At 62.7% G+C, this 26,630-nt stretch carries 26 protein-coding genes; 13 read left to right on the top strand and 13 right to left on the bottom strand.

Features of this window, described 5'->3' with window-relative positions; genetic code table 11:
• Positions 1-85: 85 nt before the first annotated feature.
• The 8 genes from AC3EMP_RS20460 (at position 86) to AC3EMP_RS20425 (ending at position 8,374) form a co-directional block, all read left to right on the top strand.
• Entirely contained in the window at positions 86-400 is a 315-nt protein-coding gene (locus AC3EMP_RS20460; protein ID WP_023670944.1) for an ArsR/SmtB family transcription factor, read from the top strand.
• Positions 397-864 (top strand): SRPBCC family protein, encoded by a 468-nt coding sequence (locus AC3EMP_RS20455; RefSeq protein ID WP_023696505.1) that lies wholly within the window; start codon positions 397-399, stop codon positions 862-864. Before AC3EMP_RS20460 ends, AC3EMP_RS20455 begins: the two co-directional genes overlap by 4 nt.
• 29 nt (positions 865-893) lie before the next feature.
• Positions 894-1,502, top strand: coding sequence for an ATP-dependent Clp protease proteolytic subunit (locus AC3EMP_RS20450; RefSeq protein WP_023684630.1), 609 nt, complete (start codon positions 894-896; stop codon positions 1,500-1,502).
• Between the two features lie 146 nt (positions 1,503-1,648).
• On the top strand, positions 1,649-1,870 hold the full coding sequence (locus tag AC3EMP_RS20445) for a hypothetical protein (protein ID WP_245261915.1): 222 nt from the start codon (positions 1,649-1,651) through the stop codon (positions 1,868-1,870).
• Positions 1,871-2,653: 783 nt separating this feature from the next.
• Positions 2,654-5,575 carry an excinuclease ABC subunit UvrA gene (gene uvrA, locus AC3EMP_RS20440; RefSeq protein WP_488494664.1) on the top strand — a complete coding sequence of 974 codons (2,922 nt, stop codon included), beginning with the start codon at positions 2,654-2,656 and terminating at the stop codon, positions 5,573-5,575.
• Positions 5,576-5,609: 34 nt separating this feature from the next.
• On the top strand, positions 5,610-6,074 hold the full coding sequence (locus AC3EMP_RS20435) for a GNAT family N-acetyltransferase (protein WP_023688637.1): 465 nt from the start codon (positions 5,610-5,612) through the stop codon (positions 6,072-6,074).
• Between the two features lie 28 nt (positions 6,075-6,102).
• Positions 6,103-6,906: a DUF72 domain-containing protein gene (locus AC3EMP_RS20430; protein ID WP_023670938.1), complete on the top strand. Its 804-nt coding sequence runs from the start codon at positions 6,103-6,105 to the stop codon at positions 6,904-6,906.
• A gap of 322 nt (positions 6,907-7,228) precedes the next feature.
• A complete protein-coding gene (locus AC3EMP_RS20425; RefSeq protein ID WP_023688638.1) occupies positions 7,229-8,374 on the top strand; it encodes a GGDEF domain-containing protein in 1,146 nt (381 codons plus the stop codon).
• Positions 8,375-8,466: 92 nt separating this feature from the next.
• On the opposite strand, the gene AC3EMP_RS20420 is transcribed toward AC3EMP_RS20425, so the two are convergent.
• The 6 genes from AC3EMP_RS20420 to urtA form a co-directional block, all read right to left on the bottom strand.
• Positions 8,467-8,643: a hypothetical protein gene (locus AC3EMP_RS20420; RefSeq protein WP_023670936.1), complete on the bottom strand. Its 177-nt coding sequence runs from the start codon at positions 8,641-8,643 to the stop codon at positions 8,467-8,469.
• A 530-nt stretch (positions 8,644-9,173) separates the two neighbouring features.
• The gene (urtE, locus tag AC3EMP_RS20415) at positions 9,174-9,869 is read right to left on the bottom strand and encodes an urea ABC transporter ATP-binding subunit UrtE (protein WP_023700798.1); all 696 of its coding nucleotides are present in this window, start codon (positions 9,867-9,869) and stop codon (positions 9,174-9,176) included.
• A gap of 69 nt (positions 9,870-9,938) precedes the next feature.
• On the bottom strand, positions 9,939-10,685 hold the full coding sequence (gene urtD / locus AC3EMP_RS20410; protein WP_023696501.1) for an urea ABC transporter ATP-binding protein UrtD: 747 nt from the start codon (positions 10,683-10,685) through the stop codon (positions 9,939-9,941).
• A gap of 4 nt (positions 10,686-10,689) precedes the next feature.
• A complete protein-coding gene (urtC, locus tag AC3EMP_RS20405; protein ID WP_023688641.1) occupies positions 10,690-11,922 on the bottom strand; it encodes an urea ABC transporter permease subunit UrtC in 1,233 nt (410 codons plus the stop codon).
• A complete protein-coding gene (urtB, locus tag AC3EMP_RS20400) occupies positions 11,919-13,535 on the bottom strand; it encodes an urea ABC transporter permease subunit UrtB (RefSeq protein WP_023684622.1) in 1,617 nt (538 codons plus the stop codon). Before urtB ends, urtC begins: the two co-directional genes overlap by 4 nt.
• Positions 13,536-13,647: 112 nt before the next feature.
• Entirely contained in the window at positions 13,648-14,958 is a 1,311-nt protein-coding gene (urtA, locus tag AC3EMP_RS20395) for an urea ABC transporter substrate-binding protein (RefSeq protein WP_023688643.1), read from the bottom strand.
• A gap of 312 nt (positions 14,959-15,270) precedes the next feature.
• Here urtA and AC3EMP_RS20390 point away from each other — a divergent pair, with 312 nt between their 5' ends.
• Entirely contained in the window at positions 15,271-15,666 is a 396-nt protein-coding gene (locus AC3EMP_RS20390) for a hypothetical protein (protein ID WP_352711968.1), read from the top strand.
• Positions 15,667-15,783: 117 nt separating this feature from the next.
• A complete protein-coding gene (locus AC3EMP_RS20385) occupies positions 15,784-17,697 on the top strand; it encodes a PhoX family protein (protein ID WP_352711970.1) in 1,914 nt (637 codons plus the stop codon).
• Positions 17,698-17,759: 62 nt separating this feature from the next.
• Here the strand turns inward: AC3EMP_RS20385 and AC3EMP_RS20380 are convergent, their stop codons facing one another.
• From AC3EMP_RS20380 to AC3EMP_RS20370, 3 genes are all read right to left on the bottom strand, one after another.
• Positions 17,760-19,331 carry a GMC family oxidoreductase gene (locus tag AC3EMP_RS20380; protein WP_352596362.1) on the bottom strand — a complete coding sequence of 524 codons (1,572 nt, stop codon included), beginning with the start codon at positions 19,329-19,331 and terminating at the stop codon, positions 17,760-17,762.
• A gap of 51 nt (positions 19,332-19,382) precedes the next feature.
• Positions 19,383-19,907: a twin-arginine translocation pathway signal gene (locus AC3EMP_RS20375; protein WP_023688647.1), complete on the bottom strand. Its 525-nt coding sequence runs from the start codon at positions 19,905-19,907 to the stop codon at positions 19,383-19,385.
• Positions 19,908-19,987: 80 nt separating this feature from the next.
• A complete protein-coding gene (locus AC3EMP_RS20370; protein ID WP_023684616.1) occupies positions 19,988-20,383 on the bottom strand; it encodes a VOC family protein in 396 nt (131 codons plus the stop codon).
• Positions 20,384-20,603: 220 nt separating this feature from the next.
• On the opposite strand from AC3EMP_RS20370, the gene AC3EMP_RS20365 reads away from it, so the two are divergent.
• Entirely contained in the window at positions 20,604-20,906 is a 303-nt protein-coding gene (locus AC3EMP_RS20365) for a ribbon-helix-helix domain-containing protein (protein ID WP_023670924.1), read from the top strand.
• 5 nt (positions 20,907-20,911) lie between these two features.
• Here the strand turns inward: AC3EMP_RS20365 and AC3EMP_RS20360 are convergent, their stop codons facing one another.
• Together AC3EMP_RS20360 and cckA are read right to left on the bottom strand one after the other, a co-directional pair.
• On the bottom strand, positions 20,912-21,622 hold the full coding sequence (locus AC3EMP_RS20360; protein ID WP_023712397.1) for a purine-nucleoside phosphorylase: 711 nt from the start codon (positions 21,620-21,622) through the stop codon (positions 20,912-20,914).
• A gap of 84 nt (positions 21,623-21,706) precedes the next feature.
• Positions 21,707-24,277 carry a cell cycle histidine kinase CckA gene (cckA, locus tag AC3EMP_RS20355; RefSeq protein ID WP_023707485.1) on the bottom strand — a complete coding sequence of 857 codons (2,571 nt, stop codon included), beginning with the start codon at positions 24,275-24,277 and terminating at the stop codon, positions 21,707-21,709.
• A 205-nt stretch (positions 24,278-24,482) separates the two neighbouring features.
• On the opposite strand from cckA, the gene AC3EMP_RS20350 reads away from it, so the two are divergent.
• Positions 24,483-25,199: a flagellar biosynthetic protein FliO gene (locus tag AC3EMP_RS20350; protein ID WP_023706175.1), complete on the top strand. Its 717-nt coding sequence runs from the start codon at positions 24,483-24,485 to the stop codon at positions 25,197-25,199.
• Between the two features lie 176 nt (positions 25,200-25,375).
• On the opposite strand, the gene dksA is transcribed toward AC3EMP_RS20350, so the two are convergent.
• Positions 25,376-25,792 (bottom strand): RNA polymerase-binding protein DksA, encoded by a 417-nt coding sequence (dksA, locus tag AC3EMP_RS20345; protein ID WP_023673491.1) that lies wholly within the window; start codon positions 25,790-25,792, stop codon positions 25,376-25,378.
• A gap of 5 nt (positions 25,793-25,797) precedes the next feature.
• A complete protein-coding gene (locus tag AC3EMP_RS20340) occupies positions 25,798-25,977 on the bottom strand; it encodes a hypothetical protein (protein WP_023706174.1) in 180 nt (59 codons plus the stop codon).
• Between the two features lie 69 nt (positions 25,978-26,046).
• Between AC3EMP_RS20340 and AC3EMP_RS20335 the strand changes: the two genes are divergently transcribed.
• On the top strand, positions 26,047-26,550 hold the full coding sequence (locus tag AC3EMP_RS20335) for a SixA phosphatase family protein (RefSeq protein ID WP_023696494.1): 504 nt from the start codon (positions 26,047-26,049) through the stop codon (positions 26,548-26,550).
• Positions 26,551-26,630: the final 80 nt, after the last annotated feature.

Below are 26,630 nucleotides of genomic sequence, written 5' to 3'. Positions count from 1 at the left end.
CTTAGAGGCCCGGCAGGATCCAATCAATACGCGGCATTCAAAACACCCCTTGCCAAATCGATAAGTATCGACTTATGCTTTTGCCATGATCGAAGCAGAGATTTTTCGCGCCCTGGCCGACCCGACGCGACGCGCCGTCTACGAGCGGCTGACTTCCGGCGAGATGAGCGTGTCGGAGTTGCGCACCGGCATGAGCGTGTCGCAGCCGGCGGTGTCGCAGCACCTTGCCGTGCTGCGCGGCGCAGGCCTGGTCAGCGAAAGACGCGCCGGCCGCAACGCCTACTATCGCGCCGATCCGCAAGGGCTCGAGCCGCTGCTCGGCTGGATCGAACGCTACCGCGCATTCTGGCCGGAGCGCATCGAAAGACTGAAGGCCGTTTTGAAGGACATGGACCAATGACCGACGAAAAGCAGACGCAGACCGCCAAGGATGCCCTCGCCTTCGAATGCGATCTGCCGGACGCACCGGAAAAAGTGTGGCGGGCACTGACCGTGCCGGACCTCTTGGCGGAATGGATGATGCCGAACGACATCAATCCGGAAACCGGCAGCCGCTTTGCCTTTGCCGGGCCTGAGAAGCCGATCGAGTGCGAAGTGCTCGATGCCGAACCGGGGCGCCTGCTGCGCTATTCCTGGCGCGAGCGTTCCGGCGACGCCAACCGCGAGGAGCTGGAGAGCATCGTCACCTTCACACTCGCCCGCACCGTTTCCGGCGGCACGCATCTGCGCATCGTCCATGACGGGTTTGTCCTGACGCCTGCGGTCGCGATGGCCGGCGCCGGCTGCCGGCTCTGGCTGCGCGCATACAAGCCCAAACCGCCTGTCGCCGCCAACGCGCCACGCCTGTTGCTGCGCGCTGCCTGACCCGGAAAAATCAAAACGGAGACAATGAGATGAGCGGCTTTGCCAATCTGGTGCCGATGGTGATCGAGCAATCGAGCCGCGGCGAACGTGCCTTCGACATTTTCTCGCGGCTGCTGCGCGAGCGCATCATCTTCGTCAATGGCGAGATCAATGACGGCATGTCGGCGCTGGTCTGCGCCCAGCTCCTGTCGCTGGAATCGGACAATCCCGACAAGGAGATCTCGCTCTACATCAACTCGCCGGGCGGCGTGGTGACCAGCGGCTTCGCCATCTACGACACGATGCAATATGTCAGCTGCCCGGTGTCGACCGTGTGCATGGGCTTTGCCGCGTCGATGGCCTCCTTCCTGCTGATGGCGGGAACGCCGGGGCGGCGCATCGCGCTGCCCAATGCCAGCATCGTGCTGCACCAGCCTCTGGGCGGCTTCCAGGGCCAGGCCTCCGACATCCAGCGCCATGCCGAAGGCATTTTGCGCACCAAGCGGCACATGGCCGACCTCTACGCTCACCATTGCGGCCGCACCCACGAAGAGGTCGAACGCACACTCGACCGCGATTTCTTCATGACCGCGAAGGAGGCCAAGGACTGGGGCCTCGTCGACCACGTCTTCGACACCCGCAAGCAGGCAGCGGCCTGATCGGCGGATTGAATGCAGGCCGGTGTTCCCTCAATTTCAACGCCGCTGGTCTGGCCTCGCCTTGAGCGCGGCACTATAGTCTTGCCATGCGCTACCACCTGAACAGACTGACCATAGCCATTGCCATCACGGCGGCGACATCGAGCATGGCCTTTGCCGGGGGCAGCACCAGCACGTCGCGGAAAGGCGCCCTGCCCGGCGTGGCCGGCGACTACCGCATCGCCAAGCCCGCGCCGCAGCCGGAGCCGGACGACGCGCTGCCTGCCGTCGAGAACGGCACGTTCAAGATCGGCGACACCGATGTCAGGATTTCCGGCAGCATCACTGTCGATGTCGGCACGGGTGGGATCAAGCCGCCGCGCCGGTAGCCCCTTCTCCCAGCTACTATACGGGAGAGAAAGCCTGCGCCGACGACTTCCTCGCAAAAGAACAGCCCCGCCGTTGCTTCCGCTAACGGTCGGGGCTTTTTTTGGATTCCAAATCCAAACTGCCGGTAGTGTTATACCGACTTTGATTTCGGATGCTTCGCGGCATTCAGCCGACGATCCGACTAGCCGTCTCTGATTTTTGTGGGATTCGGCAGGTCACGGTTTGTCTGGTGGTTTGTTGGACTGACGCGATGCGTTCGTTTGGACGCATACACTCCAATGCCTTGAAACTACCTGGCACTTATGCCCGCCGCGGCTCCACTAGCAGGTGGAGCCTCAAGGGACTATCCGGTGGCGTCATGCTCCGCTCCTATGTCCGTTGCGACTGGTGTCAATCCGAAGCACAAATCGCAAAAACCTGCGGCGTCTCGCAGGCCGCTATGGGCGGCGAGGCCATCAAAGACGGCCGGCTCCGTTGACTCCGGCAGAGTGCGCCCCTGATTCGACGGCGTCAACCTTGAATAGCCGGTTACGGAAAATGTGATCGCCGGGAGCTTACGTCAGGGTCAGTTTCTGAAACACCCTTGTCAGTTTCTGCACAGCTTTGTCAGGAGCGTGTTCGGTCTTTGTTCTTTCCGCTTGCCCGTTCGCGCGAAAGACGGTTAAACGGCTTTGGTCGAGAAGTGTGGCGTCTCTCGACGTGGCGGCAAAAATACCTACATAGGGAATGGCCGGGAAAACCCGCCGATCCCACTGACACCAGACCTGAGGCGGCGACCGGCGATGGCCGACCATAAATACCTTTCCATTCGCGGGGCACGCGAACACAACCTAAAGAATGTCGATCTCGACCTGCCGCGTGACAGCCTGATCGTCATGACCGGCCTGTCGGGCTCCGGCAAATCGTCGCTTGCTTTCGACACCATCTATGCCGAGGGCCAGCGCCGTTACGTCGAGAGCCTGTCGGCTTATGCGCGCCAGTTCCTCGAAATGATGCAGAAGCCGGATGTCGACCAGATCGACGGCCTGTCGCCGGCCATCTCGATCGAGCAGAAGACCACGTCGAAGAACCCGCGTTCGACGGTCGGCACCGTCACCGAGATCTACGACTACATGCGCTTGCTGTTCGCGCGCGTCGGCATCCCCTATTCGCCGGCGACCGGCCTGCCGATCGAGAGCCAGACGGTTTCACAGATGGTCGACCGGGTGCTGGCGGTCGAGGAAGGCACGCGCCTTTTCCTGCTGGCGCCGATCGTGCGCGGCCGCAAGGGCGAGTATCGCAAGGAACTGCTGGAGCTGCAGAAGAAGGGCTTTCAGCGCGTCAAGGTCGACGGCGTCTTCTATGAGATCGCCGATGTGCCGGCGTTGGACAAGAAGTACAAGCACGACATCGACGTCGTCGTCGACCGCATCGTCGTGCGCGGCGACCTGGCGACACGGCTTGCCGATTTCATCGAAACGGCGCTGAAGCTCGCCGAAGGGCTGGCGGTGGCCGAGTTCGCCGACCGGCCGCTCGACGCCAGCCAGACCGGCGAGGACTCGGTCAACAAATCGAAGAACGAGACGCATGAGCGCATCCTGTTCTCGGAAAAATTCGCCTGCCCGGTTTCCGGCTTCACCATTCCGGAGATCGAGCCCAGGCTGTTCTCGTTCAACAACCCGTTCGGCGCCTGCCCGACCTGCGACGGCCTCGGCAATCAGCGCGCCATCGACGCCAGCCTGATCGTGCCGGACGAAAACGTCTCGCTGCGCGACGGCGCCGTCAGCCCGTGGGCGAAATCGACCTCGCCCTATTATGCGCAGACGCTGGAAGCGCTGGGCAAGGCATACGGCTTCAAGCTCGGCGACAAGTTCAAAGACCTGACCGAAGAGGCCAAGGAAGCCGTCCTGCGCGGCACCGGCGAGCGCGAGGTCACCTTCCAATATGATGACGGCCTGCGCTCCTACAAGACCACCAAGACGTTCGAGGGCGTCATTCCCAATCTCGAACGGCGGTGGAAGGAAACCGAATCCGCCTGGATGCGCGAGGAGATCGAGCGCTTCATGTCGGCGACGCCCTGCCCGGTCTGCAAGGGATACCGGCTGAAGCCGGAAGCGCTGGCGGTGAAGATCGCCGGCAAGCATATCGGCGAAGTCACAGAGCTGTCGATCCGCAAGGCCGACCAGTGGTTCACCGAACTGCCGCCACATCTCAACGACCAGCAGAACGAGATCGCGGTGCGCGTTCTCAAGGAAATCCGTGACCGCCTGCGCTTCCTCAACGATGTCGGCCTCGACTATCTGACGCTGTCGCGCAATTCCGGCACGCTGTCGGGCGGCGAGAGCCAGCGCATAAGGCTGGCGTCGCAGATCGGCTCCGGCCTCACCGGCGTGCTCTATGTGCTGGACGAGCCGTCGATCGGCCTGCACCAGCGCGACAATGCCCGCCTGCTCGACACGCTCAAGCATCTGCGCGACATCGGCAACACGGTGATCGTCGTCGAGCATGACGAGGACGCCATCCTGCATGCCGATTATGTCGTAGACATGGGTCCGGCCGCCGGCATTCATGGCGGCGAGATCATCGCCCAGGGCACGCCGCAGCAGGTGATGGCCAATCCCAACTCGATCACCGGTAAATATCTGTCGGGCGCGCTCGAAGTCGCCACGCCCGGTGTCAGGCGCGAGGCCAAGAAAAACCGCCGGCTGAAGATCGTCGGCGCGCGCGGCAACAATCTCAAGAACGTCACTGCCGAAATCCCGCTCGGCACTTTTACCGCCGTCACCGGCGTGTCTGGCGGCGGCAAATCGACCTTCCTGATCGAGACGCTGTTCAAGGCGGCGTCGCGCCGCATCATGGGCTCGCGCGAGCATCCGGCCGATCACGACCGCATCGAGGGCCTCGAATTCCTCGACAAGGTCATCGACATCGACCAGTCGCCGATCGGCCGCACACCGCGTTCGAACCCGGCCACCTACACCGGCGCCTTCACACCGATCCGCGACTGGTTTGCCGGGTTGCCCGAGGCCAAGGCCCGCGGCTATCAGCCGGGCCGCTTCTCCTTCAACGTGAAGGGCGGCCGCTGCGAGGCCTGCCAAGGCGACGGCGTCATCAAGATCGAGATGCACTTCCTGCCCGACGTCTACGTCACGTGCGACGTCTGCCACGGCAAGCGCTACAACCGCGAGACGCTGGATGTCGTGTTCAAGGGCAAGTCGATCGCGGACGTCCTGGACATGACGGTCGAGGAAGGCGTCGATTTCTTTGCCGCCGTGCCCGGGGTGCGCGACAAGCTGGAGACGCTGAAGCAGGTCGGCCTCGGCTACATCCATATCGGCCAGCAGGCGACGACGCTGTCGGGCGGCGAGGCGCAGCGCATCAAGCTCGCCAAGGAATTGTCGCGCAAGGCGACCGGCAAGACGCTCTACATCCTCGACGAGCCGACCACCGGCCTGCACTTCCACGACGTCGCCAAGTTGCTGGAAGTGCTTCACGAACTGGTCGACCAGGGCAACACGGTGGTGGTCATCGAGCACAATCTCGAAGTCATCAAGACCGCCGACTGGGTGCTCGACCTCGGCCCCGAAGGCGGCGATGGCGGTGGCGAACTGGTGGCACAGGGCACACCGGAAGCCATCGTGCGCGAAAAGCGCAGCTACACCGGCCAGTTCCTGAAGGAGCTTTTGGAGCGGCGGCCCGGAGGCAAGCGCGAAGCGGCGGAGTAACTGACAGACCGGTCGGGCGCCTGGAGAGCTTTGAATGACAGTCCGACAGGCGCTTGCCGGTGATCTCGACGCAGTCGTCTCGCTGACGCAGACCGCCTATGAGCACTACACGCCCCTGTTAGGCGCGCCGCCGCTCCCAGTCACCGAGGACTATGCGCCACGCATCGAGCGTGGCGAGGTCTGGCTCTTGGAGAGCGGCGCGGAACTCGCCGGGCTGATCGTTATTGAGCGCCATCCCGATCATGCGATGATCTTCAGCGTCGCGGTCTCCCCCGCTTTCCAGGGCAGGAAACTCGGCACCGCGCTGCTCGACTTCGCCCAGGAACAGGCGCGGCTATGGGGTGTGCCGGAGGTGCGGCTCTACACCAATTCGCGCATGGAGCGGAACATCGAGATCTATACGGCCTATGGCTTCCACGAAACGGGCCGCCGAGCCAATCCCCACCGTCCCGGATGGACCGTGGTCGACATGATCAAACCGATTGGAAAAATAGCCTGACCGCATTTTTAGAACTGGGAGGAAGACGATGATCAGCCAAGGAACAATCCGCGCCGGGATGGGCGGCTGGACTTTCGAACCCTGGGATACGTCTTTCTACCCGGACAAGCTTTCCAAGGCCAAACAGCTAAGTTACGCCACCCGCCAGGTACCGAGCATCGAGGTCAATGGCACCTACTATTCCAGCTTCAAGGAGCCGACCTTCGTCAAATGGGCGGGCGAGGCGCCGGACGGTTTCGTCTATTCGCTGAAGGGCAATCGCTTCGTCACCAACCGGCGCGTGCTTGGCGAAGCCGGCGAGTCCATGACGCGCTTCCTCGGCTCCGGCATTGCCGCGCTGGGCGACAAGCTGGGCCCGATCCTTTGGCAGTTCGCGCCGACGAAAAAGTTCGACGCCGACGATTTCGAGGCCTTCCTGAAGCTGCTGCCGGAAAAGCAGGATGGCGTGGCGCTGCGCCATGCGCTGGAAGTGCGCAACGACAGTTTCAGCGTGCCGGAATTTGTGGGCCTGGCGCGCAAATACAAGGCGGCGATCGTCTATGCCGACCATGCCAAATATCCTGGTATCGCCGACATCACCGGCGATTTTATCTATGCGCGGCTGCAGACCGGCAGCGACGACAATCCGGATTGCTATACGCCGAAGGGCCTGGACGAATGGGCAGCGCGGGTGAAGACCTGGGCGCAAGGCAAGCAGCCGGCCGATCTGCGGCGCGCCGATCCGACTTTCGACGCGCCGGTGAAACCCCGCGACGTGTTCGTCTACTTCATCACCGAGGGCAAGGTGCGCGCGCCGTTCGGCGCCATGGCGCTGATGAAGCGAGTGAGCTGATCGGTTAAAGCGCGTCGCGCTGAAACGGATTCATACGGCGCGATTTAAGTCTTAAGTCTTTGTCTTGATGCATGCCGTTGTCCCAGAACCGCGGCACACTTCTGGGCGACATGCATTAGGAGCAATTCCAGGAAAAGTGCGGACCGGTTTTCCCGGAAATCCGGGTAGCGCTTTCCCTTGAAAAGGGTTTCAACCCAGAATTGCTACGATCAACAGAAGCGTGATAGCTTATGCGCATCGTAACCTTATCGATACCTCCTTCCTGCATAAATCCGGTGCGGGTCCTTTCTATAGGCCGGCCGCCGCGCGCAAGGACGAGGGCATGTCGCTCGACTACAGTTCCCTTCTGTTGGCTGTCGGGTTTTCCGCCGCTTGCCTCGGCCTGACGCTGTTCGGCATTTGGCTTACCGCGCGCTCGGAAAAATTCCTGCTGACCTGGGCGGTCAGCGTGCTTCTGATCGTCGCCGACGTCTTCGCCTACCAGGCCTATATCGACGCGCCCGGACGCCTGCTCGGCCTCGCCAGCTTCACGTTCCTGCTGCTCGGCTTCGCGACCATGCTGGGCGCTGCCCATCAGTTCACGACAGGGAGGTCACCGCTGCCCCGCATTGCTGTCGGCGCCGGCGTCTCGCTGGCAGTCGCCTTGCCGCCGATGGCGCTTGGCTATGACGGGCTGGGCTTCATGCTGGAGAATGCCTTCGCCGCGCTGCTTTTGTTTGCGACGGCCTATGAATACTGGAAGGGCCGCACCGAATTCCCTGCCCCGATCCTCGGCATTGCCGGGCTCTACACAGCCACCGCAATTTCCTTCGTGCTGTGCTCCGGTGCACTTGTCTGGGATGGCAGGCTGGTGCTTGGCCATGCGCCGAGCAACTGGGCCGAGGATTTCAGCCTCATCGTCGTCATCGCGTGCATGACCGGCATCGGCGCGCTCTCGCTGGCGCTCAACCAGGGACGCCTGGCGCAGTATCATCGCCGCGAAGCGCTGACCGATCCGCTGACCGGACTGCTCAACCGGCGCGCTTTGTTCGATCTGCACGGCAAAACACCTGTCCGGTCCTTCACCGCCGTGATCGTGTTCGATCTCGACGGCTTCAAGGCGATAAATGACGAGTTCGGCCATGCCACCGGCGACGAGGTGCTGAAACTGTTCGCCAAGGATTTGACCGCCAATCTCCAGCCGGGCGATGTCGCCGCGCGCATGGGCGGAGAGGAATTTGCATTGGTGCTCGATCGCACCTTGCCTGAAAAGGTGGAATTCATAGCCGAGCGGATCCGGGCCAGTTTTGCCATGCGCCGGATCGATACCGAGACCCGCCTGCTGTCCTGCACGGTCAGCGCCGGCTACGCCTTCGGCAGCGAGGGCGGCACCAAATTCGACAAGGTGCTCAGCGCCGCCGACAAAGCGCTTTACGGCGCCAAGCGCGGCGGCCGCAACCGTGTGCTCGCCTTCCGGCGCGCCGGGTAGGCTGGGCTGATATTCAGCCGGCCTGAACCTCACCACACGTAAAACAACACCCCAAAGCGCGTCGCATGAGGCCGTTCAGGCGCGACGCGCTTTTAGGCCGCTATGACGATCTCGTTGTAAGTGTCGAGGTCGACGTAGAAAACCTTGGTGATTTCGCCGATCAGCTCATCCTGCTGGTAGCCTTGCGAGCGCAGAATGTTGATGGCGGTGATGATGTCGACACGCTCTGTCAGCCGTCGTTTCTGGTGGTCCTCGACGAACCGTTCCATAGCCCATTCTCCTGGCAAGATTATCTGAACGCATTGACCGACAATCAGAACTGCGAGGGAAGCTAGGGTGGCTTGCTTGCGTGGAACTTGCAGGCTGAGCCAGCATATTCCCTCGATCTGCTACAGAACCAGACTGATACGGAAGCGGCCGACTCACCGAGGCCTAGGAAAGACTAGCATGTAGTATTCGGCGTGCCAGAGTGTGGCGGCCTCGGACGAAAGTCCGACGCAACGGGTGCGGACCTTCGCGACTTCATCATCCTTGGGCGTAGCGACGCGAAGCGGAGCGAAGACCCAGGGATCCATGCCGGGACGAAGAAGCGTCATTAACGGTGCAGAATGTGGAATGGCCAATGTGCCGCAGAAGCGATCTTGTTCTGCATCGCGGCACTCTTTGGCTGATGTCGCGGCATGGATTCTAGGGTCTGCGCGCGTCGCTCCGCTCCTTGCTCCGCCCTAGAATGACGAAGTGATTGTGGGCATTTCAGCCAATCTTCGACGTGTACGATCCGTGCAGCCGTCGACCTGCGTTAAACCGTCAGAAACTTCCTGACGTCCGCCCGGTCGAGATCTTCGGCCGGGCCGGTGTGGACGATCTGGCCGCGGTCCATGATGTTGACCTCGTCGGCGAGCTCGCGGCAGAAATCGAGATATTGCTCGACCAGAAGCACCGCAATGCCGGCCTGATCGCGCAAATAGCGGATGGCGCGGCCGATGTCCTTGATGATCGAGGGCTGGATGCCTTCGGTCGGCTCGTCGAGCACCAGCAGTTTCGGCCGCATGACGAGCGCCCGGCCGATGGCGAGCTGCTGCTGCTGGCCGCCTGAGAGATCGCCGCCGCGCCGCCCCAGCATCTGCTTCAGCACCGGAAACAGTTCGAAGACATGCGCCGGCACGTTGCGGTCGGCGCGCTTCAACGGCGCAAAGCCGGACTCCAGGTTTTCGCGCACCGTCAGCAGCGGAAAGATCTCCCTGCCCTGCGGTATGAATGCGATGCCCGACCGGGCGCGATCATACGCCGCGCTCCGGTCGAGCGCCTTCCCCTCGAAGGCAACGCTTCCGCTCGTCAGCCGGTGGTGGCCGACGATCGATCTCATCAAACTGGTCTTGCCGACGCCGTTGCGGCCGAGCACGCAGGTGATCTTGCCGGCACCCGCCGTCAGCGACACACCGCGCAACGCCTGAGCAGCGCCGTAATGGAGCGTGGCGTTGGAAACTTCGAGCATGTCAGCGCCTTCTCCAGAAGCGGAGGAACGAAAAGTCGAAGCGATGGAATTGCACCCGCCAGACCATGCTCATCTCCCGAGATAAACTTCGACGACCCGCTCGTCGGCCGAGACGAAATCGAGCGAGCCTTCCGACAGCACCGAGCCCTCATGCAGGCAGGTGACCTTGACGCCGAGTTCGCGCACGAAATGCATGTCGTGCTCGACGACGATGACCGAATGGTCGCGCGCTATGTCCTTGAGCAGCCGCGCGGTTTCCTCGGTCTCGGCATCGGTCATCCCTGCGACCGGCTCGTCAACCAAAAGCAGCTTCGGGTCCTGCGCCAGCAGCATGCCGATCTCCAGCCACTGTTTCTGGCCATGGCTGAGATTGGCTGCCAGATCGTGGCGCTTGTCGCCCAGCCGGATGATGCCGAGGATGTCGTCGATCTGTCTGGCTTCGGCGGCCGAGCGGCGATGGAACAGCGCCGGAAAGATCGAGCGCGGGCCCTTCAGCGCCAGCATCAGATTGTCTTCGACGCTGTGGCTTTCGAAGACGGTCGGCTTCTGGAATTTGCGGCCGATGCCCATCATGGCGATCTCCGCCTCGTCGTGCCGGGTCAGATCGACCTGGCCGTCGAAGAACACTTCGCCCTCGTCGGGCCGGGTCTTGCCGGTGACGATGTCCATCATCGTCGTCTTGCCGGCGCCGTTGGGACCGATGATGGCGCGCATCTCGCCCTTGTCGAGCACCAGCGACAGATTGTTGATGGCGCGGAAACCGTCGAAGGAGACCGAGACGCCGTCGAGATAGAGGATGGTGTTGGACTTCGACATCGCTCTATTCCGCCGGCTGCGGTTCAGGCCCGGACGCGGACCAGGCACCGGGCGTTGTTGCTGCGCTGCGCACGATCTTCAATGGCGGCGCGGCATCAGGGTCTGTGCCCGCTTCCTCTGCAATCGCTGCAGCCCGCATCGCCCGAGCGTTACCGCGCCAGGAATCCCACATGCCGACGATGCCCTTGGGCAGGAACAGGGTTACGGCGACGAACAGGCCGCCGAGCGCAAACAGCCAGAACTCCGGCAGCAGGCCGGTGAACCAGGATTTGCCGGCGTTGACCAGCAGCGCGCCGACGATCGGGCCGACAATGGTGCCGCGCCCACCGACGGCTGCCCAGATCACGACTTCGATGGAATTGGACGGCTCGAATTCGCCGGGATTGATGATACCGACCTGCGGCACATAGAGCGCGCCGGCGATGCCGGCCATGACAGCCGAGACGGTGAAGGCAAACAGCTTCACGTTCTCCGCCCGCCAGCCGAGGAAGCGGGTGCGGCTCTCGGCGTCGCGCACCGCCATTAGCAGCTTGCCGTATTTGGAGCCGACGATCGCCCAGGTGATGAAGACGGCGAGCGCGAGTATGATGGCGCTGGCGGCAAACAGGGCCGAGCGGGTGGCGTCGGCCTGCACGTTGAAGCCCAGAATATCCTTGAAATCGGTCAAGCCGTTGTTGCCGCCGAAACCCATGTCGTTGCGGAAGAAGGCGAGCAGCAGCGCGTAGGTCATCGCCTGGGTGATGATGGAGAGATAGACGCCGGTGACGCGGCTGCGAAAGGCGAACCAGCCGAAGACGAAGGCGAGCAGGCCGGGCACCGCCAGCACCATGATGGCGGCGAACCAGAAGTGGTCGAAACCGGTCCAGAACCAGGGCAATTCCTTGTAGTTCAGGAACACCATGAAATCGGGCAGGATCGGATTGCCGTAAACGCCGCGCGAGCCGATCTGGCGCATGAGGTACATGCCCATCGCATAGCCGCCGAGGGCGAAGAAGGCGCCATGGCCGAGCGAGAGGATGCCGCAATAGCCCCAGACGAGATCGAGCGCCAAGGCAAGCAATGCATAGCAGAGGTACTTGCCCGTCAACGCGACGATGTAGGACGGAATATAGAACGCGCTTTGCGGCGACACTGCGAGGTTGAGCAGCGGCACGATAATGGCGGCCGTCAGCAGGATGAAAATAGTGATGGCGATGCGACGGTCGGCACCCGCGGCGAAGAAGCGTCCCGTGATCATGTTTCCACCGCCCTGCCCTTGAGCGCGAACAGGCCGCGCGGGCGCTTCTGGATGAACAGGATGATCAGCACCAGCACGACGATCTTGCCGAGCACCGCGCCAGCATAGGGTTCGAGAACCTTGTTGACGATGCCGAGCGAGAAGGCGCCGACCAGCGTGCCCCAGAGATTGCCGACGCCGCCGAAGACCACGACCATGAAGCTGTCGATGATGTAGCCGCGGCCGAGATTGGGCGAGACATTGTCGATCTGGCTGAGCGCGACGCCGGCAATGCCGGCAATGCCGGAGCCGAGCGCAAAGGTCAGCGCATCGACCCAAGGCGTCCTGATGCCCATCGAGGCGGCCATGCGGCGGTTGGCGGTGACGGCGCGCATCTGAAGGCCCCAGGGCGTGCGCTTCATAACAAAGAGCAGCACGCCGAAGACGGTGAGCGCGAAGACCAGGATCCAGAGGCGGTTCCAGGTGACGGCGAGTTGGCCGACATCGAACGATCCCGACATCCAGGAGGGGTTGCCGACCTCCTGGTTGGTCGGTCCGAAGATCGAGCGCACCGCCTGCTGCAGGACAAGCGAGACGCCCCAGGTTGCGAGCAGCGTTTCCAGCGGCCGGCCGTAGAGGAAACGGATGACGCCGCGCTCGATGATCAGGCCGACGGAAGCGGCAACCAGGAAGGCGAGCGGCAGCGCGATCACCAGCGACCAGTCGAACAGGCCGGGGAATGAGGTTCGGATCACCTGCTGGACGACGAAGGTGGTGTAGGCGCCGAGCATCACCATCTCGCCATGCGCCATGTTGATGACGCCCATGACGCCGAAGGTGATGGCGAGGCCGATGGCGGCCAGCAGCAGCACCGAGCCAAGCGAGATGCCGTACCATATGTTCTGGCCGGCATCCCACAGCGCCAGGCTCGAATTGATGCTGGCGATTGCCGCCGTCGCGGCATCCTTGACCGCGCCTTGCGCATTGGCCTCGACCGCGGTGAGCAGCGAGACCGCGTCGCGGTCGCCGCGCGCGCCGATCAGGGCAATGGCGGCAAGCTTGTCGGCCTCCGGCTTGTCGGAGACCAGCACCGATGCCGCGCGCGCCTGTTCGAACAATGCCTTGACCTTGGCGTCGGTCTCGGCGGCGATGGCTGCATCGAGCGGCTCGATATTGGCGGCATCGGGGGTCTTGAACATGGTGTCGGCGGCGGCGATGCGGACAGAAGGATCTTTCGCGCGCAACGTCAGCGTTCCCAGTGCATCTCGGATGACACGACGCAGCGTGTTGTTGACCTTGATCTTCGTGATGTCGGCCTTGGGGGCGTCGCCGGCTTTCTCGCCACTCAGCGGGTCGAGCAGCGTGACGCTGTCGGCGGCCTCACTGCCGACGAAGACGGCTGAATCGGCTTTACGGATGTAAAGGTTGCCTTCGGCGAGCGCTGCAAGCGGGCGCTCGACCAGCGGATCGCCGGTGGCGGCAAGTTCGCGCACGACGGCCTCAGTGGCGGCAAAGCCCGTGCCCGTGGCGAATTTGGCGACGATGGCGCGCAGATCGGCTTCGGCTGCGTTCGACGGCAATAGGCTTGCCACCAGGAACACCAGCATGAGGCCGAGAGTGCGCAACAGGATCATCCGTTCAGATACTCTTCTGTGGGGAAATTCCGCGTCCGGGCGGGCTGAAGCGCCCGGACGCTTGGCGGTACCGATCGTGGACGCGTCCACGATCGGTCGGTCCCGGGAGGGATCAGTTCGTGCCCTTGCCGCCGCATTTGCCGGTGGCAACGTTGAAGTTGCCGCAGGACAGAGGCGCGCGCCAATCCGAAATCAGGTCCTTGGAATCGGGCAGATAGTCGGACCATTCGTCGCCCATCACGAGGCCGGGCGTCTGCGACACGGTCTCGAACTGGCCGTCGGCCTGGATCTCGCCGATCAGCACCGGCTTGGTGATGTGATGGTTCGGCATCATGGTCGAATAGCCGCCGGTGAGGTTCGGCACGGACACGCCGACCATGGCGTCGATGACCTTGTCGGGATCGGTGGTGCCGGCCTTTTCGACCGCCTTCACCCACATGTTGAAGCCGATATAGTGAGCTTCCATCGGGTCGTTGGTGGTGCGCTTGTCATTCTTGATGAACTTGTGCCAGTCGGCGATGAACTTCTTGTTTTCGGGTGTGTCGACGCTCTCGAAATAGTTCCAGGCAGCGAGATGGCCGACCAGCGGCGCGGTATCGAGACCGGCCAGTTCTTCCTCACCGACCGAAAAGGCCATGACCGGGATGTCCTCGGCCTTGATGCCCTGGTTGCCGAGTTCCTTGTAGAACGGAACGTTGGCGTCGCCATTGACGGTCGAGACGACGGCGGTCTTCTTGCCGGCCGAGCCGAATTTCTTGATTGCGGAGACTTCGGTCTGCCAGTCGGAGAAGCCGAACGGCGTGTAGTTGACCATGATGTCTTCGGCGGCGACGCCCTTGGCCTTCAGATAGGCCTCGAGGATTTTGTTGGTGGTTCGGGGATAGACGTAGTCGGTGCCTTCCAGCACCCAGCGCTTCACCGAGCCACCGTCCTCGCTCATGAGATAATCGACGGCAGGAATCGCCTGCTGGTTCGGGGCGGCGCCGGTGTAGAACACGTTGCGCTCGCTTTCCTCGCCCTCATACTGGACGGGGTAGAACAGGATGTTGTCGAGTTCCGAGAACACCGGCAACACCGATTTGCGCGACACCGAGGTCCAGCAGCCGAACACGGCGGCGACCTTGTCCTTCGAGATCAGCTCGCGCGCCTTTTCGGCAAAGAGCGGCCAGTTGGAGGCCGGATCGACAACGACCGCCTCGAGCTTCTTGCCGAGCAGACCGCCCTTGGCATTCTGCTCTTCGATGAGCATCAGCATGGCGTCTTTCAGCGTCGTCTCCGAAATCGCCATGGTCCCCGACAGCGAATGCAGAATGCCGACCTTGATCGTGTCTTCGGCGGCCTGGGCCGGAGACGACATCGACAGGCCGGCGGCGACCACGCCGGCCGAAAACATTTTTGTTATTGTGGAGAAATTACCCCTCATACCGAAGACTCCCAAGCTGTTTGATTGCACCGCGATAATGCAATGCAACTGCCGTGCCAAACGCAAAGGCGCCGCTCACGAAGATGGAATAGCCGAGCGTTATCAGCCGGTTGGTATATTAGCCTCGAGAAAACAGTGGTAGCCGGCGAAAATTGATTGAGGCAAATTTGCGCAGCGCACATGGCTTTTGCCTAATTTTTGCCCAATTGAGACAAATGCCTAGTTTTTGATCTCCGGCCGTGTGTTCCGGGCTAACAATGTTGCGGTACCGCGCAAAAATAGGGCAAGCTCGCCCTTCAAAAGAGTGACGTCATGACATCTCGCACCTCATGCATTTCCGGCATCCTGCTGCTGATGGCAACGAGCGGCGCCGTGCGCGCCGATTTCAGCGAGGGCAAGCTTCCGGACGGCACCTATCATTGCGAGGTCTATTTGCTCGGCGCCTTCCTCAACCTCGGCGACATCACTATCAAGGGCAATGTCTATAGTGGTCCGGTGACATTCGGCACCGCGACGCAAGGCTACAACTATCAGATGAATGCCAATGGCGAGATCACCTGGCTCGGGCCGCTGGGCGGCTATACCACCGGTGGCAACTCCGTCTCCATGACACAGGCAACACTGGACGGCGAGACCGCCCCGTCATTCGACATCATTCTGAAGCAGCCCGACGGCGCCTTCACCGCCTCGACCTGCACCAAGGGCTGAGCGATGCGTAGTGCCGCGCCCAGTTGCGGCAAAACCTTCCTCTTATGTCATGTGAATGTTGCCTAGGCAGACTAGGGCAACGGTGCGCCGTAACATCCACCCTGAGAGGCAGACACCATGGCCAATGCACCGTCTTCATCCTCCCCCGTCATCCGCGAAATCATTGCCGAGCGCGTCTCGCGCCGGTCTCTTTTGAAAGGCAGCCTCGCCTCCGGCGCGCTGATTGCCGGCGGCAGCTTTGTCGGCTCCTTGTTTGCCGGCGAAACGCATGCCGCCACAGCGCAGTCGACGCTCGGCTTTCCCGAGCTGAAACGGGTCTACGGCAAGACCCATGCCGCCGCCGAAGGCTATGAGACGACCATCGTCGCGCGCTGGGGCGACCCGCTTGCAGCCGGCCTCGCCGAATTCGACGGCAACAAGGTCGCGGCGGAGGAACAGGAAAAGCGCTTCGGCTACAATTGCGACTACATCGCCTTCATGCCGCTGCCCAAGGGCACGGTGAATTCCGATCATGGCCTGCTCTGCGTCAACAACGAATACATCTCGCCCAATGTGATGTTTCCGGGGATGACCGAGGGCGATGCCGGCAAGACGATGACCAGGGAACAGGTCGATCTCGGCATGGCCGCGATGGGCCATTCGATCGTCGAGGTGCAATTGAAGGACGGCAAGTGGGCAAGCGTGGCGGACAGCCCGCTCAACCGCCGCATCACCGCCAACACCGAAATGACCGTTTCCGGACCGGTTGCCGGCCATGCGCTGATGAAAACTTCGGCCGACCCGACTGGCACGAAAGTGCTCGGCACCAGCTATAATTGCAGCGGCGGTTTCACCCCCTGGGGTACGGTGCTGACCTGCGAGGAAGGCGTGTCCGACATTTTCGGCGGCGACCCGAAAAAGGCGCCGACTGCCGACCTGCTCGACCGTTACCGCTTCGACGGCTCCGACATCTATGGCCGCGGCCGCTTCCATGACCGCTTCAACCTCGACAAGGAACCGAACGAGGCCAACCGCTTCGACTGGGTGGTCGAGATCGACCCTTACGATCCTCAGTCCAGGCCGGTGAAGCGCACGGCACTTGGCCGCATGTCGCATGAGGCCTCGACCGTGGTCCTCAACAAGGACGGCCGCGTTGTCGTCTATATGGGTGACGACGACTATTTCGAATATATGTACCGCTTCGTCTCGGCCAAGGCCTATGACAAGGCCAACCCGGCCTCCGGCGCCGATCTGCTCGACGATGGCGTGCTGTCGGTCGCCCGCTTCGATGCCGATGGCTCGATGACGTGGCTGCCGTTGGTGCACGGCCAGGGCAAGCTTACCGTCGAGAACGGTTTTGCCGACCAGGCCGAGGTGCTGTTGAAGACGCGGTTTGCGGCAGATGCGCTCGGCGCCACGCCGATGGACCGGCCCGAGGACATCGAGACCAATCCGGTGACCGGCCGCGTCTATGCGGTGATGACCAAGAACAAGAAGCGCGACCAGTCAAAGGTCAATCCGGCCAACACGCGGCCGGAAAATCTCTGGGGCCATATTGTCGAACTGATCCCGCCCGGCGGCCGCGGCGCGGACGCCGACCACACGGCCGAAAACTATGCCTGGGACCTGTTCGTGCTCTGCGGCAATCCCAGGGATGCCAAGGTCGGCGCCACCTTCCATCCGGATACGTCGGACAATGGCTGGTTCGTCTGCCCCGACAACATCACCTTCGATCCGGCCGGGCGGCTGTGGGTGGCGACGGACGGCGCCAATGATTTCGACCTGCCGGACGGCGTCTATGGCGTCGACACCGAAGGTGCGGCGCGCGGCCTGCCGAAGCTGCTGTTCACCTGCCCGCACGGCGCCGAAGCGACCGGCCCGTGCTTCACGCCGGACGGCTCGACTTTGTTCCTGTCGGTGCAGCACCCTGCGGAAGATGCAGAGACGCTCGACAAGGCGCAGACGCTGTGGCCCGACTTCAGGGATGGCCAATTGCCGCGGCCGTCCGTCGTCGCCATCCGCCGCAAGGACGGACAGCCGGTCGGCGCATAGTGTCCTAGGGAAAAGGGCGGAACGCGCCATGCGCGTTCCGCGTAGCGATCCGGGAGGACGGCTCAGATCGTCTTGGCCGACATTTGCGAAGCGATGTATTCGGCCTGGCGGATAGCCAGCGACACGATCGTCAGCGTCGGATTTTCAGCCGCACCGGTGGTGAACTGGCTGCCGTCCGACACGAACAGGTTTTTGATGTCGTGCGCCTGGCCGTGCTTGTTGACGACGCCGTCTTCCGCCTTTTCACTCATCCGGTTGGTGCCGAGATTGTGGGTTGAGGGATAGGGCGGCGTCGGGAAGGAGCGCGTCGCGCCGACCGCATCATAAAGCGCTGTGGCCTGCTTGTAGGCATGGTTGCGCATCGCCGTGTCGTTGGGATGATCATCGAAATGCACGTCGGCGATCGGCATGCCGTGCGCGTCCTTCTCGTCCTTGTGCAGCGTGACGCGGTTTTCCGCGCGCGGCATGTCCTCGCCGACGATCCACAGGCCAGCCATGTGATCATAGTGGTCGAGCGCGGTGGTGAAGGAACGGCCCCAGCCGCCGGGATTGAGGAAGGCGGCCATGAAGGGCAAGCCGAGCGACAGCGTCTCGAATTCATAGCCGCCGACAAAGCCGCGTGAGGGATCGTGCCGCGCCTCGTCGCGGATAATGCCGGCCATGGTGGTGCCGCGATACATATGCACCGGTTGGTCGAAGATGGCGTAGACCGAACCGGTGGTGTGGCGCATGTAGTTCTTGCCGACCTGCCCCGACGAATTGGCAAGCCCTTGCGGAAACTTCGCTGACTCGGAGTTTAGCAGCAGGCGCGGGCTTTCGATCGAGTTGCCGGCGACGGCGACAATGCGGGCCTTCTGTTCCTGCAGCTTGCCGTCCTTGTCGGCATAGACGACGCCGGTCACCTTGCCTGAGGCGTCGTGGTTGATCTTGATCGCCATGGCATTCGGCCGGACTTCGAGATGGCCGGAGGCCTCGCCCTTGGGGATCTCGGTATAGAGCGTCGACCATTTGGCGCCCCATTTGCAGCCCTGGAAGCAGAAGCCGGTCTGTTGGCAGGAGTTCCGGTCATCACGCTCGACCGAATTGATTGCCATGTTGCCGGTATGACATTCCTTGTAGCCGAGCTTGTCGGCGCCGGCCTTGAGCACCTTGAAATTGTTGTTGCCGGGCAGCCGCGGCCAGCCATTGGTGCCGGTGACGCCCATCTTGGCTTCCGCCTTGGCGTAGTACGGCTCCATCTCGGCCAATGTGACCGGCCAGTCCAGCAGGTTGGCGCCTTCCAGCTTGCGGTAGGTCGAGAGCGTCTTGAACTCATGCTCCTGGAAGCGCAGCGAGGCGCCGGCCCAGTGCGTGGTCGAGCCGCCGACCGATTTGACTATCCAGGCCGGCAAATTGGGGAAATCCTTCGACACCCGCCAGTCGCCGGACGTCGTGCGCTTGTCCGTCCAGGCGAGTTGGCTGAAGGAACCCCACTCATCATTGATGAAATCCTCGTATTCGTGGCGCGCGCCGGCCTCGAGGATGACGACATCGACGCCTTTCTGGGCGAGTTCGTTGCCGAGCGTGCCGCCGCCGGCGCCGGAGCCGATGATCACGACCACGCCATCGTTGTTGAGATCAAATGAAGCTGCCATGGTTTCCTCCCATGAATTCCTGTTTGCCGGGTTTCAGAACGACGGAAGGGCTCAGAGCCACTCTATGTCGTCGAAACCGCGCGCGATGTAGCCGCCCTTGGAGTAGGATTCGCCCTCGTAGCCGAAGATCGGCCACACCTCCTGCTGGTTGTAGAGGCTGACGACGAGGCCGCCGCGGATGGACTGGAAGAACGGCGTCGCGTCGATCTGCTGCAGCACGGCGACGCGCTGCTCCTCCCAGCCGAGGCCGCGATAGCCGCCCTCGCCCGACTTCTTGTCGAGGTCGGCGATGCCGTCTTCGATCATCGTCTTGTAGGCAGCGTCCTTGCCGGCCTGCTCGTCATGGCCTTTTACGGCGATGGCGTAGTATTTGTCGGGCACCTGATCGTGCGGATAGATGTCGCGCGCCATCTGGATCAGCGTCGCCATGGTTTCGGGCTTGAGCGCTGATGTCTCGAGCCCCCAGGCATTTTCAGGGCTGATGACGGCGCTGCCGGAAATGACGAGCAACGCGCCGATGCCGCCGCGTTTGAGAAGTTCACGACGTGAGAGCCTCGCGTCATAGATCGTGACCATTTGTTCCTCCCTGCTTGCTGTTTGCGCCCTTGAACAGCGCCGTTGCTGGCGCCGCGCGGCTGAATGCGGCTGATAATCCCCTACTGGAAGCGCCCTCCACGCTGCAGAACCTCGATCTTGTAGCCGTCGGGGTCCTCGATGAAGAAAAAGCGGGCGATCAGCGATCCGTCGCGGTTGAATTCGACGATCTTCTTGGGGTTGAGGCCGAGCGCGCCGATCCGGTCGTGTTCGCTGTCGAGATCGGACACCGAGACCGCCAGATGGCCGTAACCGTCGCCAAGCCCATAAGGCTCGGTGCGGCCCTTGTTCACGGTGAGTTCGAGCTCGAACCCCGTTTCGGCGTTGGCAAGGTAAATCAGCGTGAATGTCTCGAAATCCAGCCTGTCGGCGACGTCGAGCCCGAAAGCGTTTCTGTAGAAATCGACGGATCTGGCCTCTTGGAGAACCCGGATCATGGAATGGATTGCCTTCGCCAAATCAGTCTCCGCCGCTGCATGTTGGAGGCGATTATGGGCGGCACGCGCGAAAGGTGGTGGCAGCCGGTTACCACGGCTAAATTTGCAATCGCTGCTATGCCAGCGCCTAAAGACGAAAGTCCGATTGCCGATTCGGCCCACAAGGCCGAACATGCAGGGACAACCACAACTTGAAGGCGCGACACGCTGCGCCCAAAACCAACAATATCGGGAGGTAAGGATGTGCAGGGTTTTTGCCGGGCAGGATCCGGAAGGCTATCGACAGATCAACCGGTCGATCCGCATCGACGGTCACTCTACGAGTATCCAGCTTGAAGGAACGTTCTGGGCGCTGCTTGACGAAATTGCCGACAGCCAGGGCCTGACGACGCCGAAGTTCATCTCAAAACTCTATGACGAGGCGATCGAGATCAACGGCGCCATTCCCAACTTCGCGTCGATGCTGCGTACCACCTGCGCGCTCTATCTGCGCGGTCACCGGCCAGACATGGATGAGCTGACGCCGAAGCGCGAAGCGGCCTGAGGAAGCTAGCCTTCCGCCGCAACGTCGAGCCCGAGCCGCGCCATATCGGTGAACAGCGCCTGACGTTCGGAATAGGCAGTCTGTTCGCCGGTCACGATGTTGTCGACGACGGTCAGCAGCGACAGCGCGCGGGCGCCGAAATGCGCCGCGATTCGGTAGAGTGCGCTGGTTTCCATATCGACAGCGAGAGCGCCAAGCGCCTGCGCTTCGGCAAAGCGGTCGCGCCCTACAGGGTGGTAGAAGACGTCGCTGCAGATGGTCAGCCCGGCCTGGTGGTCGATGCCGAGCTGGGCGGCGCAGGCCAAAGCGTGGGCGAACAGGCCGGGATCGGGCCCGGCGGCAGCATCGTAGAGGCCGAAGACCTGGCCGCTTTGGTCGCTTTCGGCGCGCACCGACTGCGAGATCACCAAGGAGCGCAGCGGCACGCGGGGTGTCAGGCCGCCGCAGGTACCTGTGCGGATCAGCGTTTTGACGCCGTGAACATCCAGGAGTTCATGCACATAGACCAGGAAGGACGGGACACCGATGCCGGTGGCCTGGATGCTGATGGGACGGCCGCGATAGAGACCAGTGAAGCCGAGTGCGCCCCGGCGGCGGTTGACGCAGCGCGGTGCCTCAAGAAATGTCTTTGCCATCCACTCGGCGCGTTGCGGATCGCCCGGTAACAGCACCGTTGCGGCATAGTCGCCCCTGGCAGCCTCGTTGTGCGGCGTCACGACATGCTCCCCAATACCCGCCGCCCGTTTCGCCTGCAATCATGGCAGCGTCACGTCATTGCGCAAGCTTTGAATTAGGGCGCCCTAAGACTCCAACACATCCTTGACCACGGTGGCCAGCTGCTTGAGGGAGAACGGCTTCGGCAGGAAGCCGAATTGCGCGTCCGGCGGCAGGTTTCTGGCGAAAGCGTCTTCGGCATAGCCGGACACGAAGACGAACTTGATGTCGGGCTGGCGCTTGCGCAGTTCGCCGAGCAGCGTCGGTCCGTCCATTTCCGGCATCACCACGTCGGACACGACGATATCGACCTTGCCGCCGAGCGCTTCGAAGACTTCCAGCGCCTCGACGCCCGAGGAGGCCTCATGGACGGTATAGCCGCGCGAGGTCAGCGCCCGCGAGCCGCCCATGCGCACGGCGTCTTCGTCCTCGACGAGGAGCACAGTGGCCGAGCCCGACAGGTCCTTGGCGCTGTCGGCGGCTTTCACCGGCGCAGCCGGCGCCTCGCTGACGTCGCCGGGCTTCTTCGCCTCCACGATATGGCGCGGCAAGAAGATGCGGAAGGTCGAGCCCTTGCCGACTTCGGAATCGCAGAAGATGAAACCGCCGGTCTGCTTGATGATGCCATAGACCATCGACAGGCCAAGGCCGGTGCCTTTGCCGACTTCCTTGGTGGTGAAGAACGGCTCAAAAATCTTCTTCAGCACGTCCGGGGCAATGCCCGAGCCGCTATCCTCGACCTCGACCACGACATAGTCGGCAGGCGTGAGCTCGCGGTAGGAGAAGCTCTTGCATTGTTCGGCGGTGACGTTGCGGGTGCGCACGGTGAGGTCGCCGCCGGCCGGCATGGCGTCGCGCGCGTTGACGGCGAGGTTGACCACCACCTGCTCGAACTGGCCGATATCGACCTTGACCGGCCACAAATCGCGGCCGTGGTCGACCTTCAGCTTGATCTCGTTGCCGACCAGGCGGGCAAGCAGCATCCGGAGATCGGCAAGCACGTCGGTCAGGTTCAGCACTTCCGGCCGCAAAGTCTGCTTGCGCGAGAAGGCGAGCAACTGCCGCACCAGCGAGGCCGCCCGGTTGGCATTCTGCTTGATGTTCATGATGTCGGGGAAGGATGGGTCCGACGGACGGTGATTGGTCAGCAAAAGATCCGACGCCATGATGATGGCGGTCAGCACATTGTTGAAGTCGTGGGCGATGCCGCCGGCAAGCTGTCCGACAGCCTGCATCTTTTGGCTCTGCGCCATCTGGCCCTCGAGCGCCTTCTGCTCGGTGGTCTCGACGGCATAGACGATGGCCGATTCGTCGGCGCCCTCGCCGGTGCCGTCGGCGACGGCGTTGACGTAGAAGCGGATGTGACGCTCCTCATTGCCGGGCAGCAGCGTGTCGATCGGCTCGATGTCGGCCTGCCTCAGCCGCGCCTTCTCGAAGGCGGCGGCAAAGGCCGGCCGGTCGCGCTCATGGATCACGGTGTCCAGCCGCACGCGGCGGTCAACCGCGTCGCCGTCGACGACGGAGGAAAACAGCGACAGGAACGGCGCGTTGGTGCGCAGGATGCGGCCGCCATTGTCGACGGCAGCAATGGCCATCGGCGTCGAATTGAAGAAACGGGTGAAGCGCACTTCCGAAGCACGAAGGTCGGCCGATGCGTCCTCGCCCTGGGTGCGGTTGAGCACAATGGTGCGGGTCGGACCGTTGGTCCCCTCTCGGCTGGCCGAGACCCGATGCATGAAGCGCACCGGCACCGCCTCGCCGGTTGTCGTCGTCAGATCGAGATCGATGACGGCGTTGCGGGTGGTGCCGGGATCGGCCTTGACCGAGCGCACCAGCGCCATGCCGTCGCCGGCGACGATTTCCGGGAGTGTCACGGCGCCAGGGGTGAAGCTCGCCAGATCGATGCCCAGCCATTCGGCGAGCGTGGCGTTGATGTAGGTGACACGGCCTTCCTGGTCGGCCGAGAAGAAACCGGCCGGCGCATGGTCGAGATGGTCGATGGCCTTCTGCAAGTCGAGGAAGAAACGCTCCTGCTCGGCCCGTTCCTGCGAGATATCGGCAAGCTGCCAGGCAAGCATCGGCAGGCGCTGACCGGGAACGCTGAAGGTCCGGGCCCGCGCCCGGTACCAGCGCGCGCCGGGTTCGGCGCCCGGCCGGATCGACTGTGCTAGCCGGAACTCACCGTCGCCGGCCTGGCCATCGCGCAAGCCCGAGGCCAGCCGGTATATGGTCACCGAAGCTTCGGGGACATCGGAAAGCAGGCCTTCGACCGTCTTCAGATCGGCGGCCGACGCGGCACCGGTCATCTCGGCGTAGGCCCGGTTGGCGTAGACGACGCGGCCCTTGGTGTCGGTGACGATCAGGCCCTGCGACATCGAATCGACGAAGGCCTTCGACAGTTCGTCCCCGGTCGAACGCGGCGCGATCTGCACGAAGCCGATGGCCGTGGCGAACAGGAAGCCGACGCCGATCATGGCAAGCACGCCCAGCATGCCGAGCAGGAACGGATCGCCAAGACGCTCGCGGAAAATGCCGAAAACGATCGCGGCCCCAGTCAGGACGATGATGAACACGATGAGCCGGGTAACCGCGCCTGGCCGCGTGTTCTGATCGACGATCGGTACCGGATAGAAATCGCCGCGCGTTTCCCTGGCCATATGCCCCCTGCTCGTGAGTTGTCCGACACCGCCCCCGGCCGGTTGAATCACATTCTCCTAATCCGGAAAAGGCCTTGGCGGCAAATGTCGGATAAAAATGACGCGTCGGTGTTTTCAAGCTGTTCACGAAGCGTGAAGGCAACTTGCGGTGGCTGGCCGCAACGGTCTAGTGTCCCTCCACTTCAAAAGCCGATTGGGGGCACCGATGCAGTGGCTGGATAATGTGGCGGGTCCCGGATATGCCGCAGCGCTGCTGTGGACGTTTGCTGCCCTTGTCCTGCTGGTCATCGTGCTCATCATCATCAGGCTGATCCGCAACCTGACCTTCGGCACCTTCGTTGCCGGCGGCAGGAACCGCAAGACACGGCTGGCGGTCATGGACGCCACGGCAGTCGACAGCCACCGCCGGCTGGTGCTCATCCGTCGCGACGACATCGAACACCTGCTTTTGATCGGCGGCCCAACCGACGTTGTCGTCGAGCGCGATATCAGGCTTGCAGCGCCACGCCGTCCGGCATTGACCGGCGATGGCGGTGTTGGCCAGCAGCAACAGGCGCCGCGTCCGCGCGCAGCACAACCCGCTCCGGCCACGCCCGCAAGGCAGGCGCCGCCGCCGCAACCGGTAAGGGCTGCTCCGGCCGCCGTTCCGCCGCGCCAGGCCGCGCCGGCGCCGAAACCGGCTCAAATCTACCAGGCGAGCAATGTGACACCGCTGCCGGCCTATGGCTCCGCCGCCAATACTGCCCGGCAGGCCCCGCCACCGAAGCATGAGTCCATCGACGATACCCTGATGCGGGAGCTCGAGGTCTCGCTCGACGATTCGCACCCCAAACCGGCAAGCAAGCCGGCTGCGAAGGCACCGCAGTCTCTCGACGACGAGATGACCAAGCTGCTCGGCGAACTCGCCAGCCAGAAACGATAAAGCCCGGCGAACCGTCACATCTTGCCGAATTCCCGATCGAACGCCGCTTAAGCGTGTCGTCCGTTTCAGCGCGACGCGCTTTAACTTGGGGGCGGACTAAACCCTTCGGCCAAAAACAGAAATGGCCGGGAAACCCGGCCATTTCTGATGAAACAGTCCTGCCTGACGGCAGCGGCTCAATCGTCGCGATAGACCTTCTCGCGGCGTTCGTGGCGCTCCTGCGCTTCGATCGACAAGGTCGCGATCGGACGCGCATCCAGCCGCTTCAGCGCGATCGGCTCGCCGGTTTCCTCGCAATAGCCGTATGTGCCTTCATCAATGCGCTGCAGCGCCGAATCGATCTTTGAAATGAGCTTGCGCTGGCGGTCGCGGGCGCGAAGCTCGATGGCGCGGTCGGTTTCCGAGGAAGCGCGATCGGCGAGATCGGGGTGGTTGGCGTTTTCCTGCTGCAGGATTTCGAGTGTTTCGCGCGCTTCGCGCAGTATGTCGGTCTTCCAGGTGACGAGCTTCAAGCGAAAGTAGGATTTCTGCCGTTCGTTCATGAACGGCTCGTCTTCGGAGGGTACGTAATTGGCTGTAACGATATCGTTCATTCGACTCACCCAACAACCCCAAATTTGGCGCCTATATATTCGCGCAGAGAAGGCTGCACAAGCGTAATCCGCGCGCGTTTCACGCAATTGTTAATGCCGCGCGGGCGATCCTCAGCAAAGCCTTCCATAGGAAGGGCGCGGGCGAATTCGCACATGATTCGCTGCGCTTGGGCGTCGCCGCCCATTGTGCCTCAGGCCTTTCTCGTGGCTAATCCAGTTGTGTCATTGGTGGGCAGCACACCATTGGGGGTCCGGTGAGCAGACTGTATCTGTTGAGGCATGCGAAGGCTGGCTGGGCCCTTCCCGGCGTGCGCGACTTCGATCGCCCGCTCGACGCATCCGGCATTGCCGATGCCGAAATGATGGGGACTGCGATGCGTGCCCGCAACTACATCCCCGATATCACGCTCTGCTCCAACGCCAAGCGGGCGCGCCAGACGCTGGAAGGCATCGCCGGCCACACCGATACCGGCCGGGTGCTGTTCTTCGACACGCTCTACAGCGAGGATGCCGCCGGCTACCTCGCCATCATCCGCAGCAATGGCGGCCCCGGCTCGCTGCTGGTCATCGGCCACAATCCGATGACGGAAGACCTTGCCATGGCGGTCTCGGGCGATGGCGACGAGGCCGCGCGGGCCATCATGAACCATGGTTTCCCGACCTCCGGCCTTGCGGTCGTGCGCTTCGACGGTACCCTCACCGACGCCGCGCAAGGTTCGGGCTATCTCGAAGCCTTCCTGACGCCCGCCGATCTCTGAGCGGAAACCGGCCAGGTCCAGGCGCCATTTCAAACTGGAGATGCAAAGCCTATATCGGGCGAACGGAAGCCTCGAGAGAA

The sequence above is a fragment of the Mesorhizobium sp. P160219 genome (assembly GCF_057786095.1).
This window is presented reverse-complemented; position numbering and strand designations above follow the sequence as displayed.

Coding starts and splice junctions, on each gene's coding strand:
- AC3EMP_RS20375 (WP_023688647.1), bottom strand. CDS start 19,907: ATGGTCACGATCTATGACGCGAGGCTCTCACGTCGTGAACTTCTCAAA.
- urtB (WP_023684622.1), bottom strand. CDS start 13,535: ATGATCCTGTTGCGCACTCTCGGCCTCATGCTGGTGTTCCTGGTGGCA.
- AC3EMP_RS20435 (WP_023688637.1), top strand. CDS start 5,610: ATGACAGTCCGACAGGCGCTTGCCGGTGATCTCGACGCAGTCGTCTCG.
- AC3EMP_RS20460 (WP_023670944.1), top strand. CDS start 86: ATGATCGAAGCAGAGATTTTTCGCGCCCTGGCCGACCCGACGCGACGC.
- AC3EMP_RS20350 (WP_023706175.1), top strand. CDS start 24,483: ATGCAGTGGCTGGATAATGTGGCGGGTCCCGGATATGCCGCAGCGCTG.
- AC3EMP_RS20445 (WP_245261915.1), top strand. CDS start 1,649: ATGGCCTTTGCCGGGGGCAGCACCAGCACGTCGCGGAAAGGCGCCCTG.
- AC3EMP_RS20390 (WP_352711968.1), top strand. CDS start 15,271: ATGACATCTCGCACCTCATGCATTTCCGGCATCCTGCTGCTGATGGCA.
- AC3EMP_RS20450 (WP_023684630.1), top strand. CDS start 894: ATGAGCGGCTTTGCCAATCTGGTGCCGATGGTGATCGAGCAATCGAGC.
- urtD (WP_023696501.1), bottom strand. CDS start 10,685: ATGTCGAAGTCCAACACCATCCTCTATCTCGACGGCGTCTCGGTCTCC.
- AC3EMP_RS20380 (WP_352596362.1), bottom strand. CDS start 19,331: ATGGCAGCTTCATTTGATCTCAACAACGATGGCGTGGTCGTGATCATC.
- AC3EMP_RS20455 (WP_023696505.1), top strand. CDS start 397: ATGACCGACGAAAAGCAGACGCAGACCGCCAAGGATGCCCTCGCCTTC.
- AC3EMP_RS20430 (WP_023670938.1), top strand. CDS start 6,103: ATGATCAGCCAAGGAACAATCCGCGCCGGGATGGGCGGCTGGACTTTC.
- AC3EMP_RS20385 (WP_352711970.1), top strand. CDS start 15,784: ATGGCCAATGCACCGTCTTCATCCTCCCCCGTCATCCGCGAAATCATT.
- AC3EMP_RS20365 (WP_023670924.1), top strand. CDS start 20,604: ATGTGCAGGGTTTTTGCCGGGCAGGATCCGGAAGGCTATCGACAGATC.
- urtA (WP_023688643.1), bottom strand. CDS start 14,958: ATGAGGGGTAATTTCTCCACAATAACAAAAATGTTTTCGGCCGGCGTG.
- AC3EMP_RS20340 (WP_023706174.1), bottom strand. CDS start 25,977: ATGGGCGGCGACGCCCAAGCGCAGCGAATCATGTGCGAATTCGCCCGC.
- AC3EMP_RS20420 (WP_023670936.1), bottom strand. CDS start 8,643: ATGGAACGGTTCGTCGAGGACCACCAGAAACGACGGCTGACAGAGCGT.
- AC3EMP_RS20425 (WP_023688638.1), top strand. CDS start 7,229: ATGTCGCTCGACTACAGTTCCCTTCTGTTGGCTGTCGGGTTTTCCGCC.
- dksA (WP_023673491.1), bottom strand. CDS start 25,792: ATGAACGATATCGTTACAGCCAATTACGTACCCTCCGAAGACGAGCCG.
- uvrA (WP_488494664.1), top strand. CDS start 2,654: ATGGCCGACCATAAATACCTTTCCATTCGCGGGGCACGCGAACACAAC.
- urtE (WP_023700798.1), bottom strand. CDS start 9,869: ATGCTCGAAGTTTCCAACGCCACGCTCCATTACGGCGCTGCTCAGGCG.
- cckA (WP_023707485.1), bottom strand. CDS start 24,277: ATGGCCAGGGAAACGCGCGGCGATTTCTATCCGGTACCGATCGTCGAT.
- urtC (WP_023688641.1), bottom strand. CDS start 11,922: ATGATCACGGGACGCTTCTTCGCCGCGGGTGCCGACCGTCGCATCGCC.